14 protein-coding genes are annotated in these 18,139 nt (G+C 38.8%); 12 read left to right on the top strand and 2 right to left on the bottom strand.

Translation table 11 applies throughout. The annotated features are described in order from the left end of the window. Positions 1 to 97 precede the first annotated feature (97 nt). The 4 genes from arcC to ODU37_RS01810 all read left to right on the top strand — a co-directional run bounded on the left by arcC (position 98) and on the right by ODU37_RS01810 (position 9,066). On the top strand, positions 98 to 1,045 hold the full coding sequence (gene arcC, locus ODU37_RS01825; protein WP_172013457.1) for a carbamate kinase: 948 nt from the start codon (positions 98 to 100) through the stop codon (positions 1,043 to 1,045). Positions 1,046 to 1,473: 428 nt separating this feature from the next. Further along, on the top strand, positions 1,474 to 2,976 hold the full coding sequence (locus ODU37_RS01820; protein ID WP_024413009.1) for a YfcC family protein: 1,503 nt from the start codon (positions 1,474 to 1,476) through the stop codon (positions 2,974 to 2,976). A 118-nt stretch (positions 2,977 to 3,094) separates the two neighbouring features. After that, entirely contained in the window at positions 3,095 to 4,435 is a 1,341-nt protein-coding gene (locus ODU37_RS01815) for a dipeptidase (RefSeq protein WP_013730306.1), read from the top strand. 371 nt (positions 4,436 to 4,806) lie between these two features. Continuing rightward, a complete protein-coding gene (locus ODU37_RS01810) occupies positions 4,807 to 9,066 on the top strand; it encodes a family 16 glycosylhydrolase (protein WP_398580408.1) in 4,260 nt (1,419 codons plus the stop codon). Positions 9,067 to 9,355: 289 nt separating this feature from the next. Here the strand turns inward: ODU37_RS01810 and ODU37_RS01805 are convergent, their stop codons facing one another. Both ODU37_RS01805 and queA read right to left on the bottom strand, forming a co-directional pair. Further along, a complete protein-coding gene (locus tag ODU37_RS01805; RefSeq protein ID WP_002941715.1) occupies positions 9,356 to 9,829 on the bottom strand; it encodes an arginine repressor in 474 nt (157 codons plus the stop codon). 63 nt (positions 9,830 to 9,892) lie between these two features. Next, entirely contained in the window at positions 9,893 to 10,921 is a 1,029-nt protein-coding gene (gene queA, locus ODU37_RS01800) for a tRNA preQ1(34) S-adenosylmethionine ribosyltransferase-isomerase QueA (RefSeq protein WP_014638187.1), read from the bottom strand. Positions 10,922 to 11,268: 347 nt separating this feature from the next. Between queA and ODU37_RS01795 the strand changes: the two genes are divergently transcribed. The 8 genes from ODU37_RS01795 to dltB all read left to right on the top strand — a co-directional run bounded on the left by ODU37_RS01795 (position 11,269) and on the right by dltB (position 18,113). Then, entirely contained in the window at positions 11,269 to 11,973 is a 705-nt protein-coding gene (locus ODU37_RS01795) for a glucosamine-6-phosphate deaminase (RefSeq protein ID WP_023370745.1), read from the top strand. A gap of 466 nt (positions 11,974 to 12,439) precedes the next feature. Next, complete coding sequence (locus tag ODU37_RS01790; protein WP_398580407.1) at positions 12,440 to 12,784, top strand: SSU0592/SSU0593 family protein; 345 nt, start codon at positions 12,440 to 12,442, stop codon at positions 12,782 to 12,784. A gap of 401 nt (positions 12,785 to 13,185) precedes the next feature. After that, the gene (locus tag ODU37_RS01785) at positions 13,186 to 13,500 is read left to right on the top strand and encodes an SSU0592/SSU0593 family protein (RefSeq protein WP_398580406.1); all 315 of its coding nucleotides are present in this window, start codon (positions 13,186 to 13,188) and stop codon (positions 13,498 to 13,500) included. A gap of 430 nt (positions 13,501 to 13,930) precedes the next feature. Next, entirely contained in the window at positions 13,931 to 14,266 is a 336-nt protein-coding gene (locus tag ODU37_RS01780; RefSeq protein ID WP_012775034.1) for an SSU0592/SSU0593 family protein, read from the top strand. A 109-nt stretch (positions 14,267 to 14,375) separates the two neighbouring features. Next, positions 14,376 to 14,723 carry a hypothetical protein gene (locus ODU37_RS01775; RefSeq protein WP_172013463.1) on the top strand — a complete coding sequence of 116 codons (348 nt, stop codon included), beginning with the start codon at positions 14,376 to 14,378 and terminating at the stop codon, positions 14,721 to 14,723. Between the two features lie 474 nt (positions 14,724 to 15,197). Then, positions 15,198 to 15,323, top strand: a complete 126-nt coding sequence (gene dltX, locus ODU37_RS01770; protein WP_002937209.1) for a teichoic acid D-Ala incorporation-associated protein DltX — start codon at positions 15,198 to 15,200, stop codon at positions 15,321 to 15,323. A gap of 16 nt (positions 15,324 to 15,339) precedes the next feature. Then, positions 15,340 to 16,875, top strand: coding sequence for a D-alanine--poly(phosphoribitol) ligase subunit DltA (gene dltA / locus ODU37_RS01765; RefSeq protein WP_024413515.1), 1,536 nt, complete (start codon positions 15,340 to 15,342; stop codon positions 16,873 to 16,875). Continuing rightward, positions 16,872 to 18,113, top strand: a complete 1,242-nt coding sequence (gene dltB, locus ODU37_RS01760; protein ID WP_011922177.1) for a D-alanyl-lipoteichoic acid biosynthesis protein DltB — start codon at positions 16,872 to 16,874, stop codon at positions 18,111 to 18,113. The genes dltA and dltB overlap by 4 nt, the downstream gene beginning before the upstream one ends. The last annotated feature ends 26 nt before the right edge of the window (positions 18,114 to 18,139 follow it).

Here is an 18,139-nt window from a genome sequence, read left to right as displayed (position 1 = left end):
CATCGCAACCTCCGGGGGCTGGCACCCAGCCCCCATATTTTGAGGATAGATGTGTAAGCGATTACTATTTCGCGAAAGTGAGGAAAAAGCAAGAGATATGGCAAATCGTAAAATTGTAGTAGCCTTGGGTGGCAATGCCATTTTATCGTCCGACCCATCGGCTAAAGCACAAAAAGAGGCCTTGGTACAAACAGCCAAGCACCTTGTAAAATTGATAAAAAATGGGGACGACCTTATTATCACACATGGTAATGGTCCTCAGGTTGGAAACTTACTTCTTCAAAACCTTGCTGCTGATTCGGAAAAGAACCCAGCTTTTCCACTAGACAGTTTGGTAGCCATGACAGAAGGTTCGATTGGTTTCTGGTTGCAAAATGCCTTGGAAAATGAATTGCTCAAGGAAGGCATTGAAAAAGATGTAGCATCTGTTGTGACCCAGGTTATCGTAGATAAGAATGATCCCGCCTTCGAAAATTTGACCAAGCCGATTGGACCATTCTATACAGAAGAAGAAGCGAAATCAGAAGCAGAAAAGACTGGTGCAACCTTCAAAGAAGATGCCGGTCGTGGCTGGCGCAAAGTCGTTGCTTCGCCAAAACCTGTAGGAATCAAAGAAATAGGTACCATTCGTACCCTTCTCAATGCAGGTGAGGTAGTCGTAGCTGCTGGAGGCGGAGGTATTCCAGTTGTCCAAGAAGCAGACGGTACTCTTACCGGTGTGGAAGCAGTTATCGATAAGGACTTTGCTTCTCAATGTTTGGCAGAATTGGTTGATGCAGACTTGTTTATCGTCTTGACAGGTGTAGACTATGTCTTTGTTAACTACAACAAACCAGACCAAGAAAAATTAGAAACAGTTACCGTGGCTGAATTGGAAGAATATATCAAACAAAATCAATTCGCACCAGGTTCCATGCTACCGAAAGTTGAAGCAGCTATTGCTTTTGTAAACAATAAGCCGCAATCAAAAGCGGTCATTACCTCATTAGAAAACTTAGGCGCTTTGATTGAATCCGATAGCGGCACGATCATTGTCAAAGATTAAGCAGCTGTATGTATCGTTGAGGCTTCTCTTTATTGATGTACTCTGCATGCAAATATAGTTTTTAAACTAGATGGGTTATTTATTGATGGAGTCAGGGGAGTGGAAGTGTTGATAGTCCCACAAGGGTTCCCTTTAATCGAAACATGAAGGTCTGGGCTTCTAAGCTTCCTCCCCTCTCATCCATTTCCTATCAAGTATCTATCTATAAGCAATGATTTCAGACTTTATAGTCATTTGGTTTATCTTTAATTACTTCGACGCAAGAAGAAACTCCGTAGCCTTGTACTCAAAGCAAACTAAACGACTATACTCTGAAGGAGATAGACATCTCTTGAAGATAGGTGGATATTTGATTGATACGGTTATTACGGATACAATTTCCCTTAAATAGGGGATAAACTTTTAAAATATTATAGGAGGTTTTTGCGATGAGCGAAAAAGTGAAAAAAGGCTTTAAATTGCCTTCATCTTATACAATATTGATGCTCATTATTGCCTTTATGGCAGTGATGACATGGATTATTCCAGCTGGTCAGTATCAGGTTGATGAAGCCGGACATTTGGTGGCTGGTACCTATGAGAAGGTTGCTCAAAATCCACAAGGGATTTACGATGTTTTTATGGCTCCAGTTCGTGCCATGCTTGGTCACGGTGCGACTGAAGCAGCGATTAACGTAGCATTCTTCATCATCATGGTTGGTGCCTTTCTTGGTGTAGTTAACGAAACAGGTGCACTTGATGTAGGGATTGCTTCTATTGTAAAACGCTTCAAAGGTCGTGAAAAAATGTTGATTTACATCCTCATGCCTTTGTTTGCCTTGGGAGGCTCAACCTATGGTATGGGTGAAGAAACAATGGCTTTCTTCCCGCTCCTTGTTCCTGTTATGATGGCGGTTGGTTTTGATAGTATTACTGGTGTAGCCATCATCTTGCTAGGTTCTCAAATCGGCTGTTTGGCTTCTACTGTAAACCCATTTGCGACAGTTGTAGCCTCTGATGCAGCAGGTGTAAGTGTTGCGGACGGTATGATTTGGCGCTTTGTCTTCTTCGTTGTTATTCTCTTGATGGGGGTTCTCTTTGTAGCCAACTATGCTGAGAAAGTGAAAAATGATCCGACTAAGTCCTTGGTTTATAAACAACGTGAAGCGGACATGCAACACTTTAATGTAACAGCAACTCAAGAAGTGAATGCAGAATTATCACCAGCTCAAAAACGTGTTCTCTGGGTATTTGTATTAACATTTGTTCTCATGATTTGTAGCTTTATACCATGGGAAGACTTGGGTGTTACTATCTTTACACAATTTAAAGATTGGTTGATTGGTCTTCCGTTCATCGGTCAAGTGATTGGTTCTTCAACAGCTGCTCTTGGTACTTGGTACTTCCCAGAAGGAGCAATGCTCTTTGGTATCGCAGGGATTGTAGTTGGTTTAGTTTATGGTATGAGTGAAGAACGTTTGGTAAAATCCTTCATGTTCGGTGCGGCTGATATTTTCAGCGTAGCTTTGATTTGTGCTATCGCGCGTGGTATTCAAGTCATCATGAACGATGGTATGATTACTGCCACTATTCTCCACATGGGTGAAGAAGGATTGCAAGGTTTATCTTCACAAGTATTCATCATTTTGACCTATCTCTTCTACCTACCAATGTCCTTCTTGATTCCATCTTCATCAGGTCTTGCAGGGGCTTCTATGGGTATCATGGCACCTCTTGGTGAGTTTGTAAATGTACCAGCAAGCTTGGTTATCACAGCTTTCCAAGCTGCATCAGGTCTCTTGAACTTGGTAGCTCCAACATCAGGTATTGTAATGGGAGCCTTGGCACTTGGTCGTGTTGAAATTGGTACTTGGTATAAATTTGTAGGTAAGTTAATCGTAGGCATCATGATTGCCTCCATAGCTATTTTGGTCATTGCGACATTCTTCTAATCGAAATTCTGGGTCAGATTTTATCATGAATACAGATAAAATTTGGCTCAGTTTTTCCTTTTATGATAGAATAGTGCTAGAAAATATATCATATCTTATTATGTTGAAAGGGGACACAATGAGAACAAGTTTTATTCAGTCATCGCATCAGGAGGCATGTATTCAAGCCATCCAAGAACTGGTTGCTTTTCCTTCTGTTTTGCAAGAACATCAGGCAGATACGCCATTTGGTCAAGCGATTCAGGATGTTCTGGAGCACACGTTGGCTTTGACGGAAAAAATGGGTTTTAAAACTTATTTAGACCCTGCTGGCTATTATGGCTATGCTGAAATTGGGCAAGGCGAAGAATTATTAGCAATCCTTTGCCACTTAGATGTGGTACCTGCTGGTGATCTTAGTCAATGGCAGACGCCGCCTTTTGAGGCTGTGGTAGAGGGAGATTATATTATTGGACGCGGGGTTCAGGATGATAAAGGTCCTTCGATGGCGGCCTTATTTGCAGTAAAAGCACTTCTTGATGCGGGAGTCCAATTTAACAAACGGATTCGTTTCATTTTTGGAACAGATGAAGAGACCTTATGGCGGTGTATGAACCGCTACAATCAGTTGGAAGAAGTGGCAACTATGGGCTTTGCGCCAGATTCTTCCTTCCCTTTGACTTATGCTGAAAAAGGATTGTTACAGGCCAAATTGCATGGTCCAGGTCACCCTTGTCTGAGTATCGAAGCGGGAACTGCTTATAACGTAGTACCTGCCAAGGCAAGCTATTCTGGTCATTTATTAGCAGGAGTTATTGCGGAATTAGATCAATTAGGCTTTGATTATGAAACAAAAGATGATCAAGTAACGGTTCTTGGTATTTCGCGGCACGCCAAGGATGCTGCCGAGGGGGTCAATGCCATCGTTCGTTTGGCAAAGGCCTTGGAACATTTCGAAAGCCATCCAGCCTTGGACTTTATCGTCAATGCAGTTGGTGAAGATGCTACAGGATTTAAGCTTTTTGGTGATGTGACTGATGAACCATCAGGGACACTCAGTTTCAATATTGCAGGTCTAACCATTAGCGCAAAAAAATCAGAAATTCGCTTGGACATTCGTATTCCTGTCACTGCGGATAAAGAAGCCCTAGTTTCTACTTTACAAGCCAAAGCGCAATCATGTGGCTTGACCTATGAAGAGTACGACTACCTTGCTTCCTTGTATGTGCCATTAGACAGCCAGCTGGTATCTACGCTCATGTCTGTTTATCAAGATAAGACAGGAGATTTGACAAGCGAGCCAATCTCGTCAGGTGGGGCCACCTTTGCTCGTACTATGCCAAACTGTGTGGCCTTTGGTGCATGTTTCCCAGATACAGAACAAACAGAGCATCAGGAAAATGAACGGATGCCATTAGAAGACTTATATAAAACAATGGATATTTATGCTGAGGCAGTCTATCGCCTAGCTGCGGAATAGCCATTGTCAGCATTGACTATTAAATTACAGTTTAAAAGCACTTAGTGAAATATCTAAGGGCTTTTCTTATGAAGAATAACATTAAAAAGATGAGATAGAAATGTGTCACTGTTTACAAGAAGTGGACAAAAATATATGAAAGTGTGACTTATTATATGCTGTTTTAAAAATAGACCCCATCTGCATATAGAATAAGTCAAGTTAGACTATTCTACAATAAAACGCTTACATGTTATATTTGTGACAGAAAATGCGATCGCACATCAACCAGTAAACTGAATTTTGAGTCTTATACGAGGCTAAAAAGGTTTACAAACTGCTTTATTTTGGCTATAGGTAGGATAAACTTGCAGACTTTATAGGAGGAAATAATGAAAAAAGAAACAAGTAAGTTTACGAAAAAAGTCATCCTTGGTCAGCTTCTCATCTGTACCAGTTTTTTGGTATGGGCAGGACAGACCGTTGCAGCAGAGGAAGTATCTCAGGGAGAACCAGTAGCAATCAACAATGAAACTCCACCTGCTATTGAAGCAAAACCACTTGTAGAAGCTACTCCATCAACTGAAACAGAACCTTCAACTCCAGAAGAAAAACAGGAGGAACCACAAGTAGCTGGTAAAAATGTGGTAGAAGGGAAAAAGCCAGTAACCAACAGCCAGCATCAGATGGTTTCTGAATTATCAACGGTCCCTTCTGTTTCTATAAAAAATCCAGATGCAGCTACCGATGGGAGTGCTTACGGTAGTAGCGACGATGCCAATAGCAATACCAAAATCATTGCTGGTAAAGAAACTGGCGAATCAGATAACGGTTACTCCAAGTGGGATCATGTTTACGTTCAGTATGATTTTGAAAAAGAAGTTCCCGTCCATACTGTAAAAATTCATCGTAATACTTATGACAATGCAGTGTCTACTTTTAAAGATGTTAAAGTGGAATTGTCTACAAGTGCAGATTTTTCTCCTGAAACCACAGAAGTCATTTTCAAACAGGCAGATGTAGAAGAAACAGTTGCAAATAAAGGACAGCCTCAAGTCATCCAATTGCCAACACCAATCAATGCTCGTTATATTCGTATTTGGGGACGGGGGCATTATATCCAAAATACAAACAGTTCCTGGAAGGGATATAGTAATGGCGTTCTCTTTAACGAGATAGAAGTCTTGGCGCAGGTTGAAGCAGATGCTGGTACGAATGAAGAACCACAAACCGAGCTAGTCAACCTCGCTAAATTAAAAAAACCATATTTCTATGGTAAGGCTCCAACCAATCCAGAAGCCATTAACGATGGCAAGTTCGACGAGAATTATACTACTCAAGAATCAATAGGGAACCAGGCCTATCTTCAATACGAATTTAGAAATGTCTATACTATTGAGGAAATCAAGGTTCAGTTAGCTCCTGGAGAGTATCGTAATTTCCGGATAGATTTGGATGATGATTATAATGATGGTAATAATTATAATACAATCTATAAGAATGAAAATTTCACCATTGACAAGGAACAGATTATAACGATTAAAACTCCGAAGAACTCTAAAGCGCGTTATGTTCGCTTTAGAGGTACTCGCGTAGACGATACTCCTCTTCGCTATTCAGAAATTCAGATTATGGGACGAGGAAAATCTTATGACGAATCTGCTCCAGAATACGTTCCACCAAAATCTGAATACGATACATTAGTCTGGTCTGATGAATTTAATGGCGACAAGATTGATGAAAGTAAATGGCAAATTATTGATGGCATGTGGAATCATGCGGCTATATACAATCGTAAAGCAGTTTCTATCAAAAAAGATGGTGACAAGAGCTATTTGTCTATCCGTAGCACGAACCACAAGGATAAAAAAGCTTTGGTTGAAGCAGTTGGGCACGATCGGTATGATGATAAAGAATTACCAGATAAAGTAACATGGTCTTCTGGTCGCCTAGAATCTAAAGATAAGTATTCTTTCCAATTTGGTCGAATGGCTGTTCGAGCTAAGGTAAATGACTCTAAGGGAATCTGGCCTGCTATTTGGATGTTGGCACAGGATGAGACCGGGCATGACGAAATTGACGTTTTGGAATACCTTGGTCAAAATCCATGGGATGCATGGACAACTAACCATTTTGGTATTTTGGCAAAAAATAAAAAATCTGATGGCTCAGCTTATAAGAATTACGAAGCTTGGAGTCAGGAATTCCATGTCTACGAAGTCGAATGGACTCCAGATGTCATCAAATGGTATATTGATGGAAAATTTGTTTTTCAAACAGACCGTGGTAAGGATCGGGATGGTATGCACACCCGCCCTATGTTCCCGATACTGGAAACCCAAGTTGGTGATGGCTGGGTTGGTGATGTTGATTACAAACGCAACATGACTAAACAGGATAGTGAGTACTTGGTTGATTGGGTTCGAATTTATCAAAAAGCAGATCAAAGTAAGGTACGTTTTGATAATCTAGATGATGCCAAGCCTAATGATTATGTCATTAAGCCACAGCAAAAACTTGGTCACCTCGTAACAGTCTCTAACGGGAAAGCAGCTCATGAAAACAAAAATAATTTCTACTATGGAGGTCAACCACGTTACGAAACAAGCAGGCTCTATGCTGATGGTGATGGCGAAAATGCACTAGTTTACAAGATTGCTAATCCAGAGGCTTTGCACTTAACAACTTATTACAAAACACTTGAAGACTATTCTGTCTATAATAAAGAAGCAGGGGCTAATGAAGGAAAATCTGTTCGCAAACATTTGATAAATGCAAAAGACGGTGAAATTGACTTCACTGTGTACTCATCTGTTGACGGCAAAAGCTGGAATAAAGAGAATGTTACTGTAGTGGATAATTTTGTAGAAGCAACCCCAGCTTATGCACGCACTACATTTGATATTCGCAACATTCGAAAAGGTACTAACTTTGTGAAGATCGTCTTTCCAACGGTCAAAGGTATTTCCTATAAGTTGGAAGATGGAACAGAGAAAGGCCTGCAAGCCAGTGATGTTCAGTTAGCAAAAGTAACTTTTGTAGCTGCTCATCCTGAAGCAGAACCAGAAAAACCTATTGTTGATCAAGAAAAACTAGCTTTGTCCAAAGTCTTTTCACTTGATGCCGGTCGCAAGTATTTCTCTGTAAATCAGATAAAGGAGATTATTGATTTAATTTCTTCTTATGGTTACACGGATATGAACCTCTTATTGGGAAATGATGGTCTGAGATTTTTATTAGATGATATGAATTTGACCGTTGGAGATAAGGTGTATGACAGTGAAGCAGTTAGGAAAGCAATAATAAATGGTAATAAGCATTATTATGACGATCCAAACGGTACAACCTTAAGCCAGAGTGAGATGGATGATATCCTTGCTTATGCTAAGGAAAAAAATATTTCCATTATTCCAACTATCAATAGCCCAGGGCATATGGATGCGATTGTAGAAGCAATGGAAGAATTGGGGATAAAATCGCCAAAATTTAGTTATAATGGTAAAACATCTGCACGTACAGTTGATTTAAAAAATGACCAAGCAGTTGCTTTTACTAAAGCCTTAATTGATAAATATGCTAGTTACTTTGCAGGCAAATCTAAAATTTTCAATATTGGCTTAGATGAGTATGCTAACGATGCTACAAATGCTTCTGGATGGCACATTCTTCAGACACAAGGTGATTATGGTAAGTTTATTCAATATGCCAATGATTTAGCAGCTATCGTCAAGAAGCATGGTTTAGAGCCAATGGCTTTCAATGACGGTATCTATTATAACCACGATACTAGTTCGGGTACTTTTGATAAAGACATTATTGCTTCTTTCTGGACAGGAGGTTGGGGAGGATATGATGTTGCTTCCTCAAAATTCCTTCATGAAAAAGGGCATAAAATTCTTAATACAAATGATGCTTGGTACTATGTTATTGGACGTGAAGCAGAAGGTTTGGGATGGTATAACCTTGATCAAGGTCTTCGAGGAACTAAATCAACAAGGTTTGATCAAGTACCGAAATCTGAGAATACTAAGGTACCCATTATCGGTAGCATGGTTGCGGTATGGGCAGATGACCCAAGCAAGCCTTACAGCTATGACTCAATTAAAAAACTTTTGCACAGTTTTACGGAAAACAATTCTGATTATTTTTGGGCAGAGTACCGAGATTTGCGAGAAGAAGTTGGGAAGATTCCTACTGATTTAAATTCCTATACACCAGAGAGCGTGGCGACTTTAAAAGAGGTCTTGAACAAGATTGATTGGAAACTAAGTAGAAATAACCAAGCGTTTGTTGATGGTTACTTGGCAGAAGTAAAAGCAGCGCGTGAAGCGTTAGTTCCTGTGACAGCAAAAGGAGACAGCGTCAAAGCGGAGCCCTTACCAGAAGGCAAGCTACCTCTGATTACTGCTAAAGGAAAAAGTGTCCAAGCAGAACCACGCCCTGCCTTTAAGGGATACCTGACATCAAACTATGGACCATCTGTCACACCTTTATCCCTCGTATCAAAACCAAGCAGTGAGCAGTCACGCTCCCAGCAAGCAGCTTCTCAGAAGAAAGAATTGCCAAATACAGGCGCAGTAGATGGTCTTGGATTCTCTCTCCTTGGTATGCTTGGTCTGGCATTTGCTAGTCGCCGGAGGAAAGAGGAGTAACATAGCCATTTGAGTGAATGTTCAGGGCTTTCTAATTGTAATTATATAGTTATCTAGTTTTTCTTTCACTCGCTTTGCTGTACCCAAGTATAGCATGTAGCTCATTGCCTTGTACAAAAAGTAAACTAGAAGGCTATGAATAACAGGATAATTTTTTATAGGCTACTAAAAATCCCCGTAATAAATCTTATTACGGGAGATTTTCGTTTATGAGTATAAAGGGAAGTTATTGATATTTATTTGAAAAATTATCTTTAAAATTAAGTATGTTGTTTGTGAACACAAATTTTTATAATTTACTAAAGAAAAATGGTGGAGTAAACTGTTTCAAGTGCTCGAAGCAAGCTTGTGCCCCCTCGACATCTTCACAAATGATGAGACAGACATCGTCACCGCAGACGGTCGCTACAATTTGAGGAATCTCCATGGCATCCAAAATAGAACCGAATGAGTTGGCCAATCCAGGTAGGGTCTTGAGCACCACTTGATGTTGGATAGGTTTTAGCATGACCAAAGCATCTTCCATATAGAGTCGCAGTCGTTTTTCCCAGCGAGTAGGAGCAATGGGGTTGATGACATAGTGAGAAGAATCATCTTCGTTGACTTTGACAAGATTGAGCATCTTGATGTCACGGGAGAGGGTAGATTGGGTGACGGAGACTCCGTTGACCTCTAGTAATTCTTGCAATTCCTGCTGGGTATGTATTTTCTTCTCCATGATTAGAGACAGGATCAGCTGATGGCGGCTTTCAATCTTGTTCATAGGGCCCTCCTTGAGATGTAAGGAAAATAAAATCTGAACTCAGAATAAATTGGTGATAACAGCCTATTGAATAAACATTGCATCCCCAAAACTAAAGAAGCGGTAACGTTCTTCAACAGCATGTTTATAGGCATCTAACGTAAATTCTCTACCTGCAAAGGCAGAAACTAGCATAACCAAAGTAGATTTTGGCAGGTGGAAATTGGTTGAGAAGGCATCAACGATTCGGAAGTTGTAGCCAGGTTTGATGAAGATATTTGTCCAACCAGAATCAGCTTCCAAACGGCCATCAAATTTATTACCGATGGTTTCGAGGGTGCGGATGGATGTCGTGCCGACTGCGACGATACGACCACCGCTATCTTTGACCTGATTGAGGGTTTGAGCAGCTTCTGCTGATAGGTTATAGAATTCCGAGTGCATTTCATGCTCATCAACGTTATCAACAGAGACTGGTCGGAAGGTCCCAAGTCCAACGTGAAGAGTCAAATAGACTAGCTTCACTCCTTTAGCTTCGATTTTTTCGAGTAATTCTTGGGTGAAATGTAGTCCAGCAGTTGGGGCTGCGGCAGAACCGTTTTCCTTAGCATAAACTGTTTGATAGCGTTCACGGTCTTCTAATTTTTCATGAATGTAAGGTGGAAGTGGCATTTCGCCTAGACTTTCCAAGACTTCAAGGAAGATACCTTCATAGGAGAATTCAACAATTCTTCCACCGTGTTCTAATTCTTCTACGATAGTAGCAGTTAATCGTCCGTCACCAAAAGCGACTGTGGTACCGACCTTCAGACGTTTTGCTGGTTTGGCAAGAACTTCCCACTGATCACCTTGGGTATTTTTCAAAAGCAAAAGCTCAACATGTCCCATAGTTTCAGGCTTGTAGCCATAGAGACGGGCAGGCAGAACACGTGTATTGTTCATGACCAGAGCATCACCGGGATTTAGCTGGTCGATGATATGGTCAAAGTGACTGTCAACCATGCTCCGTTTTTCGCGGTCGAGGATCAATAATTTAGAGCTGTCGCGCTTTTCAAGGGGAACTTGAGCGATAAGCTCTTCGGGTAAATCAAAATCAAAATCTGCAGTATTCATATTCACTCCTTAGACTAAAATAAAATATAGGTAAAATAAATCAATAGGGCAAATGGCAAAGCCACCAATAGACTACCAATCAGGTAGAAAATAAACTTTAGGACCTTTGATTTAGAAATAAAATAGCCAGTAAGGCAGAACAGAATACCAATAAAAAATAAGTAAAAAAGCACATCTGTCATAAATGTATTATATCATAGTTAGACACTTAAGTCTTGATGGATGGGAAGAGAATTAAAATTATTCGTGCTGATGTAATACTCTATAAGTATAAATTCTTGACAAAAATTGGTCTATACCATATAATAAAGAAAAACAATAAATGGTATAGACCAAAGAGGTGTGTTATGAAAATTCATGTAGTAAACAATCAAGTTGAAGGAGCAACTGTAGCATTAGACATTTTGAGAGAAAAATTGAACGGAGGTGCCAAGGTATTAGGTTTGGCAACAGGCTCCAGTCCGTTAGAATTTTACAGATTGATTCGTGAGTCAGATTTAGACTTTTCGAATGTGACATCTGTAAACTTGGATGAGTATGTTGGTCTAGGTGAGGAGAGCGACCAATCCTATATTCATTTTATGAAGGAAAATCTTTTCAATGACAAACCGTTTAAGAAATCTTATTTACCGAATGGTTTGGCGACAGATGTAGTTGCTGAAACAGAACGTTACAATAAAATTTTGGCTGAACATCCGGTTGATTTCCAAATTTTGGGTATCGGTCGCAACGGCCATATCGGTTTCAACGAACCAGGTGCTCCATTTGATGGTCAGACTCATCTGGTTGAATTGGCGCCATCAACCATTGAAGCCAACGCCCGCTTCTTTGACAATCCAGAAGATGTACCAAAACAAGCTATCTCCATGGGCATCGCCAACATTATGGCAGCCAAGACCATTGTTCTCATGGCCTATGGTCAGGAAAAAGCTGACGCCATTAAGGCGACTGTGGAAGGGGCAGTGACAGAAGATGTCCCAGCAAGCGTCCTCCAAAACCATGACAATGTCATCCTCATCCTCGACCAAGCAGCAGCGAGTAAATTAGTGTAGTATGTTGTAAACGATTATTCTTAGACATAAAGTTGGTTGTAACAGTACAATAAGTATAATTTCTGAATGAATCTAGGTTCTTTTTCCATTATGAATTTGACAAAAATTGTGAAAAGGCATGTAACTTATATTTTTAAGGGCATGCCTTTTGCTATTCTGATAATCCATATCAGTTGTTATATATTTGAATGGATTATATATAACATTAAGTTGGATGTGAGAGAAAATTTCAACAAGAGATATTGCTATCCTTTATCATGTTGAAAATTGATAGGAACAAGTGAAATGAGCGAAATAGTGTCATTTTTTCTACGTTTTGTATAACGTTTTCAATTTTTTCAGGTAGTTTTCTGGTTTTTATATAATCTTTTTCTAAAGTTGGTTTTTGAGTTATTTTTTTGTGCTATACTGTTACTACGTTTCCGATAGGAGGAAGCAAATATCTATATAAAGGAGATGTTTCATCATGAAACATATTGTAACAAAACGTAATTATAAAGTTGGCGCATGCGCTATGGCACTTGCATTGTTGATGACTACTGCAGGTAGTGCAATTGTAAATGCAGAGCAACGACTTAATTCACCAGTTGGTTTTGAGCAGCGTGACGAAGTACTTCTAGAGCTGAAAGAATCAACCCAACCTTTTGGTCAAGGTGTTCAACATTTAGAGCCTATCAACTCACCTGCGACTCAAATGGCCCCTTCTGTACAAAAATCATCATGGTTTGGTTCATTTTGGAGTGGTGTAAAAACATTCTGGAATGCATTATGTTGTTCTGTGGGACTAACTGGGCTCAAAGTTAGTAAATAACATAGAGTTATAATCTTGTAATATTTAGTCAATTAAATTTGCAAATCCTTCATACTTCACTAACTTTCTTAAATTTTTTAATTTTCTATATATTACCCTCTTAGAAATCTTTTTCATCTATACATTCATAACTTTAATAATATAACTCGAATTAGTATGCCCTCTATGAAAATAGAGGGTTTTAAACATTTTTTCTTTATTACCACAATTATTCGATACAAGTTTTTTGAACCATAAATATAATATTGCATGTGTATTTTTGTTCTTGTATTAATATATGCATATCTTGGAGTTTTATAGTTTTTTATCTAACCTTTTTCTAAAGTTGGAATTTGAGTTGTCTGTTTGTGCTATACTATCATTTGTAGAGACGAATATCGTATAAAGGAGATATTTCAACAATGAAACAACTTGTAACAAAACGTAGTTATAAAATTGGTTTGAGTGCTATGACTTTGGTCTTGCTAATGACCACTGCAGGTGGTGCCACTGCACATGCAAGTACGGGTACCTATAGTGTCGAAACTCGAGGTGATGCCGAAGTGTATAGGCTGTTGGAAACTCCGGCGAGGTCTTTTACACAGGGGAACGTAGTTTTGGAACCTGTGAATAATTCTACAACTAAACCATCTGAAATCAAATCATGGTTTGATTCTTTTTGGAGTAGTGTAAAAACATTTTGGGAAGCAATCTGTCGTGGAGTTGGATGGTGTTAAGTAGAATGTTTACTATTTAGAGTTATATTCTTGTAATATTTAGTCAATTAAATTTGCAAATCCTTCATACCTTCATTAATCTTTCTTAAATTTTTAATTTTCTATAATATTACCCTCTTAAAAATCTTTTTTATCTATACATTCATAACTTTAATAATATAACTCAAAATAGTATGCCCTCTGTGAAAATAGAGGGCTTTAAATTTTTTAGGGATATTCTTTTTATTACTTCGCTTATTCGAGACAAGGTTCTCTTGAACGGAGCGTATCCTATTTCCTGATTTTTATATTAATATTTTTATTTTTTGGAATTTAATGGTTTTTTATCTAATCTTTCTCTAAAGTTGGAATTTACGTTATTTTTTTGTGCTATACTGGCACTACATTGTCTAGAAAAGGGCGAATATTGTATAAAGGAGACATTTCAAAAATGAAACGTATTGTAACAAAACGTAGTTATAAAGTTGGTCTGTGTGCTATGGCTCTTGCTCTGTTGATGAGCACTGCAGGTGGCGTAACTGCAGGTGCACAGGGGCATAATTTTACTTCATCAGATAGCTCTGCAATGAGAAATACTCAGGTGCTTGTTAAGGGAAATACATCAAATCGGAGTTCTCATGATGGTCCAGTAAAAATTGCGATGCCGAGAGCTGCTGGTTCTAAAAAACAAAAAACTTGGTATGAATCTCTTTGGAGTACCATTAAAAAGTTTTTTGAACAACTTCGTCATGGTTTTCATTTAGAAAGACTGTTTAAAAATGGATAGTAATTCAGTTTTGATTTATTAATCTATTAATAATCTTGTAATATTTAGCGCAATTAATTTATAAACCTTCATATTAAAAAAACTAATACTTTGTAAAAGGAGACATTTCATGAAACGAGCTAATTCAAAACTAGCAGCTTTAACACTCATTACAACTCTTGCAGTTACCTCTGTTATTGGGACAACGGTGCATGCCAACGGGCATGCAGAACCTGATCAAGCGGTAGCAGGCAACTATAATCCAATCACAAATGATTATATAAAAAAAACCATTGGAGATAGAGATCCACAGAATATCACTCTACGTGCTAAATTTCCTGAAAATAATAATTTCAAAAATAGAGGAATAACTTCGATTGGAAAAGTTGAAATTCCATCTAAGACTCCTGAAAACTCTTCATGGTTTTGGAAACTTTGGAATCGTTTTACAACTTTTGTCAAAGGTATTTTTAACTAAGGTTTCTATTTTTCGTTGACTTCATATGGATAGAGAACAGTGGTTCATTTGAGCCTTTATTCAAATGAAAAGCGTATAGAATATTGGAGAGATCTAGGCATCTAAATCAGAGATTGTGCAAGAAATTATGTAATAGACCTCACATTTTTTGCGAATGGGATGTTGACACGAATTCTATATTTCTTGAGTCTCGGTTGTAATTTTTCTTAGATAAATTAAAGAGTGAAAAGTTTAGGATATTGTAATTGTTCTAAACTTTTTATATTGCATTGATAAAAAATACAGTCTTTGTGTAACAGGTATATTCTTGTATTTTTTAGTGAAAAAAGAAATAAATTGACAAAATTATGGTAAAATATAGGTTGATTTAAAATTAATCATTTAATGAATGGAATGAGTTCGAAGTAAGTCAAGATTGACTAGACATTGTATTTAAAGCAATTCGCAGGAATAAGAGATGGAAGGAGATAGAACATGCAACATCCAGTTGTACGATTTATCTGTAGAACCCTGTTCTATTTTTTTATATTGTTACTACTTTTGTATCTGTATAGTTATTTAGACATTGGACAGGGAGGATTTATCTATAATGAGTTTTAAGGAGGAGAGTATAAAAATGATTAGCAGCATGTTAGAGCGGGTAGAGCATTTTGCAACAGAAAATCCTGACTACCCTGTTTACCATCATCTAGGACAGTTGTATAGTTATGGGGATTTAAAGGCAGATTCAGATTCTTTAGCAGCCCATATTGATAGTTTGGATTTACCAGCAAACTCTCCTGTCCTTGTTTTTGGCGGACAGGAGTACCAGATGTTGGCAATCTTTGTTGCCTTAACCAAGGCTGGTCATCCGTATATCCCTGTAGATAGTCATTCTGCTTTGGATCGGATTGAAGCCATTCTGGAAATAGCAGAGCCGAGTTTGGTGTTTGCGGTAGCAGACTTTCCGCTAGAGACAAGTTTGCCAGTGCTTGGTTTGTCTGAAGTTGAAGCCATTTTTGAGAAGAAATCGACTTATCAGTTGATGCATCCTGTAAGCGGAGATGATACCTACTATATTATCTTCACTTCTGGGACGACGGGTAAACCAAAAGGGGTGCAAATTTCGCATGACAATTTGCTCAGCTTTACTAACTGGATGATAAGGGATAAGGAGTTTGCGCTACCAGAGCGACCACAAATGTTGGCTCAACCTTCCTATTCGTTTGACTTGTCGGTTATGTATTGGGCTCCGACGCTTGCCCTTGGTGGGACCTTATTTGCTCTACCGAAAGAGTTGACTTTGGATTTTAAGACCTTATTTGCAGCTATTCAAACTTTGCCATTTAAGATTTGGACTTCGACACCATCATTTGTAGATATGGCTTTGCTATCTCGTGAGTTTGATGGGGAACATTTACCAGATTTGACGCATTTCTATTTTGACGGAGAGGAGTTAACTGTAAAAACAGCTCAGAAGCTCCGCGAACGTTTTCCAAAAGCTGTGATTGTTAACGCTTATGGACCGACCGAAGCTACAGTCGCCTTATCAGCAGTTGCCATCACTGATGAGATGCTGGTGAATTATAAACGTTTGCCGATTGGTTATACCAAACCAGACTCGCCAACTTTTATTTTGGATGAGGATGGTCAAGTAGTACCGAATGGTCAACAGGGAGAAATTGTTGTATCAGGTCCTGCTGTCTCTAAAGGATATTTGAATAATCCTGAGAGAACCGAGGCGGCATTTTTCCAGTTTGACGGCTTACAGGCCTATCATACTGGGGATTTGGGTGTAATGACAGATGAAGGTCTGTTACTCTATGGCGGACGTATGGATTTCCAAATTAAATATAATGGTTATCGTATCGAGTTGGAAGAAGTTGCCCAACACTTAAATAAATCAACCTACATTGAGGCTGCGGTGGCTGTTCCACGTTATAATGCTGACCATAAAGTGCAAAATCTGTTAGCTTATGTTGTTCCTAAAGCAGGGATTATGGAGCAGTTCGATCGAGAGTTGGAGTTAACCAGGGTCATTAAGCAGGAGTTAAAAGAACGGATGATGGATTATATGATGCCTTCGAAGTTTATTTATCGAGACAGTCTTCCTTTGACTGCAAATGGGAAGATTGATATTAAGGGGTTGATCGCTGAGGTGAATGCTCAATGATGGAGTTTTTCAAACAGCTACCTCAGTTAGAGCCTTATGGAAATCCATTGTACTTTTTCTATCTAGTCTTGGCGCTAGTACCAATTTTTATAGGACTCTTTTTTAAAAAACGTTTCCCCTTGTATGAAACAGGTGTTAGTTTAGCCTTCATTGTCTTGATGTTTACAGGTACAAAGACAATGCAGTTGCTGTCTTTATTGGCCTATATTATTTGGCAGACAATGTTGATTTTTTTCTACAAGCATTATCGTCAACGGGCAAATCAAAGCTGGGTCTTCTATCTAATCGTGTGTTTAGCTGTTTTTCCGTTGACTTGGGTAAAGTTGGCACCGACTTTTAGTCAGCATGGGGCAATTTTCGGTTTTTTAGGTATTTCTTATTTAACGTTTCGGTCGGTCGGAATGGTGATTGAAATGCGGGACGGTTTACTAACGGAATTTAGTTTGGGAAGTTTTTTGCGATTTTTGCTATTTATGCCAACTATTTCGAGTGGTCCTATTGATCGTTATAGACGGTTTACGGAAGATTACAAACAAATTCCTGAGCGAACTGAGTTATTAAATATGCTCGATCAGACTGTGCATTATATTATGATGGGCTTCTTATATAAGTTTATTCTAGCCTATTTTATCGGGCATACTTTACTGGAGCCTTTAAAGGCAGTAGCCTTGGATCAAGGTGGATGGTTTAACTTACCTACTATTGGAGTTATGTATCTTTATGGTTTTGAATTATTCTTTGACTTTGCAGGCTATTCCATGTTTGCCATAGGTATTTCCAATCTTATGGGTATTCGCTGCCCAATTAACTTTGATCAACCGTTCAAATCGCGTGATCTTAAGGAATTTTGGAATCGATGGCATATCAGCTTATCTTTTTGGTTCCGTGATTTCGTCTTCATGCGTCTGGTTAAGACTTTGTTGAAACATAAGGTTTTCAAAAATCGAAATACGGTATCTAATGTTGCCTATCTGCTAAATATGCTCTTGATGGGCTTGTGGCATGGTGTAACATGGTATTATATTGCATATGGTCTCTTTCATGCTTTGGGCTTGATCATCAATGATGCTTGGATTCGTAAGAAGAAATCAATTAATTTAGCTCGAAAAAAAGCTGGGCAAGAACCACTGCCGGATAATCGTTGGACGAGTTTCGCTGGTATGTTTGTGACCTTCCATACGGTCATGTTCTCTTTCTTGATATTTTCAGGATTTTTAGATAAATTGTGGTTCAAGTAGACAATAGGTAACGATTGTATGAATCG

It is taken from the genome of Streptococcus sp. 2021WUSS109 (genome assembly GCF_044427305.1).
Taxonomy (GTDB): domain Bacteria; phylum Bacillota; class Bacilli; order Lactobacillales; family Streptococcaceae; genus Streptococcus; species Streptococcus suis.
Note: the sequence above shows the minus strand (reverse complement) of the source record. Positions and strands in the feature narration are given on the sequence as shown.